Annotated in this window: 1 protein-coding gene; it reads right to left on the bottom strand. The window is 65.0% G+C overall.

The features are described from left to right. On the bottom strand, nt 1-2,796 hold a 2,796-nt coding region (locus tag NS2_RS35340), incomplete at its 3' end, for a WXG100-like domain-containing protein (RefSeq protein WP_045440564.1). Between the last annotated feature and the right edge of the window lie 27 nt (nt 2,797-2,823).

Below are 2,823 nucleotides of genomic sequence, written 5' to 3'. Positions count from 1 at the left end.
GACTTCGATCCGGGGATCGTTCACGATCTTGTCGAGAGCCTTATAGGCCTCGGCGACATCGGAATAGACGATTTTCGCGCCGACCAGGTCGGTGAGCCGCGAAACATCGCCGTTGTACTCGCGAATCTTGTCCCATGCCCGCGCCTCGTCCTTCGGCTCGGTGCGCCAGCCGGGCTCACCGGTCTCTCCGGCAATGTCGGTGACGACCTCGTTCAGGGCCGTCTGGGTCTCCTCCCACACGTCGTACTGTTGCCGGAGGAATTCGCGTTGATACTCGGTGTCCTTGCGGCGACTCTGATCGAATCCAGGCTGCGTTCTGTCGGCGATTCCTTTGTCGCGCACAGCATTCTGGGTGGCCTCAGATGTCACGTGCTGTTCAGACGTGAGCGGTGTTTCCTCGATATGGACCGGATCGGCGAGACAGATCTCCGGACCGCGCTCGTGAAGGGCCGCAAGCGCTTCGTGCAGTATCGGCAGGCCCTCTGGGTGGATGAGCAGCGACGCCAGGGCTTTGGGCCGTTCGAGTAGCGAACGCTCCAGGAATGGGTTGTTCCGGATGGCTTCGACCAGCTCTGGATGCTGCGGCAAGCGGTCGCGGATAACATCGCTCACCGGTGTCTCGACGCCGTTGACCTGGGTAGTGAGTTCCTGCTCGTCGCCCCGCGCCAACGCCTCCGCGACGTGAGGCTCGGTCAGGTAGGGTTCCTCGGGTCGTTCGTGCGTTCGTGCGTCGCCGCGGAAATCGTCGACCGCGTCGGCCGCGGCGCGGGCTTGGTCGTTTCGGTGCGGGCCCTCGTCGACGATCCTGCTCGGCGTGGCTCTGGGCCTTTCGGCCGACATGGCCCGGGGCGTTTCGGCCGGAGGCTCGACATAGGGCATCGGACCCACGAACTGATCCGCCGCGGTAGGTTCGGTGGCGGGTCGATCCGTGTTCGTCTCCGGGTGTTCCTTCGGAACCTCCTCTGCGGAATGAGCATTCGGGTCGGGTTTGGTGGTGTGGCCCTCGAGCCGCGCGCGATCCCGATCTGCAGGCGGTTCCGTGCGCGCCGGGGATTCCGGGGATGCCGCCCGGTTCGGTGTGCCACTCTCAGGCTTCTGATCGGACCGAGTGGGTGCGACATCAGATGCGGGTGCGTCGGTTCGCGTCTGCGTGACGTGTGCGGGTGAGGCCGCATTGGCGGGCTCGGCGGTGACCGGGCGCAATTCGGTTGGTGGGGTGACCGACCGGATTTCGGGTGTCCGGCCCGTCGGTGCCGGTGCGGCCTTATCCTGCGTGCCCGCAGCGAAACTCGCCTTCTGGTCCGAAGACGGGGCGTTGGCCGTGCGCGCCGAATTGTCCGCCGACGGACGGGCGTCCTTCGGCCCGTTCGCCTCACTGAGCCGGTCCTGTGAACCGGCCGGTCGTGCGCCGCTGTCAGCTGACTTCGCGTTAGGGTCGGCCGGTTTCGCTCCGCTGTCGGCTACCTTTGCTCCGCCGTCGGATACCTTGGCACCGGTATCGGTCGACTTTGCCCCGATATCAGAGGTTTTCGCGGCCTCGTTAGAGGGATTGCCTCGTTGCTCAGGTGCGTTCGTAACACCGTTTTCCGTAGGCTGGCTGTGCATCGGCGACGCCTGTGGCCCGCCCTTGTCCACGGCAGCGGTTTCCATGGTGGACTGTGTCGGACCCGCATCGAGATTCGTCGCGATCTCGGCGCTTCGTTCATGCAGTCCGTGCGCTCCACCGCCCATGCCGCCCATGGCCAGACCGCCGATGAGCAGTTGAGGGCTGAAGCTCTTGTTGACCTTGTTCCAGTTCCCGTCATTGTCGTAGAGCTGGGTTCCGAGACCGGCGCCGTACATGCCGCCCGCGCCCGCCAGACCGCCGACAACGCCACCGGTGAGGCGTCCGCCCAATGACTTCGGGACGTCCTTGCCGAAGATGCTCAGACCCTTGTTAGACAGGTCGTGCCCGACCCCGCCAAGCGCGCCGCCCGCGCCCCACTGCAGGCCGGTCTGGAACGTCTGCTTGAGGTCGAAGCCGCCGTCGCGATGCCCCTCCATGATCTGGACGACCTGGGAGCCCGCGTCGAGCCCGGCTCCCATCGCCCCGCCCTTGAGCGCCGCGACCGGGTAGCGCACGACGGCGGGAGCCTTGGCGATGGTCTGATTCAGTGCCTGCCATTTGTTGAGCGGCGTACCCAGCTTTTCGAGAGTCGGTGCGAGCCGGTCGCCTATGAGTGCAAGCCGTTCACCGGCCGGCACGATGATCTCGCGAGACAGCGGCGCCGCCAGCTCTTTCAATCCCGACTTCAGCATGTTCGCGCCGATTCGCTCGGCTACTTCCGCTGCGAATTTGCCGAGCGTGATGCGCGCCCCCGCGAGGACGGGTGTGACCGCGGCCCATCCGTAGATGGACGAGAGTAGCGAATAGACCGTCCACATCGTCAAAACCGCAAAGATCTCCGCCTGGATTTTGGCGAACTCGATTTCGGTTGCGGTGGAACGCGCGTCGCGGCCGAGATCACCCAGACCCTCGATCAGCTTCGGGATCGAGTGAACATCGCCAGCGTCGAAAAGCTTTGCGAACTCGGTGGCTATGGCGGTGGAGCCATCACCCTCGTAGTACTGCGGGACCCGGTTGGTGGCGCTCTTGAGCGAAGGCTCGAGTTTTTCGAGTTCGGCGGCGGCGTGCTTCAACGCATCGCCGAGGGCGAACAGCTGGTCCTGATCGCCCTTCGGGTATGCCGCTCCGAAGTTGAGCCATTGCAGAATCCATGGGGGTACTGCGTCCCCGATGGCGGTAGTCCACCCCACGCGAAGTCCTGTGTGCCGCTAGTGTCC

The organism is Nocardia seriolae NBRC 15557, assembly GCF_007990715.1.
GTDB classification, from domain to species: Bacteria; Actinomycetota; Actinomycetes; order Mycobacteriales; family Mycobacteriaceae; genus Nocardia; species Nocardia seriolae.
Note: the sequence above shows the minus strand (reverse complement) of the source record. Positions and strands in the feature narration are given on the sequence as shown.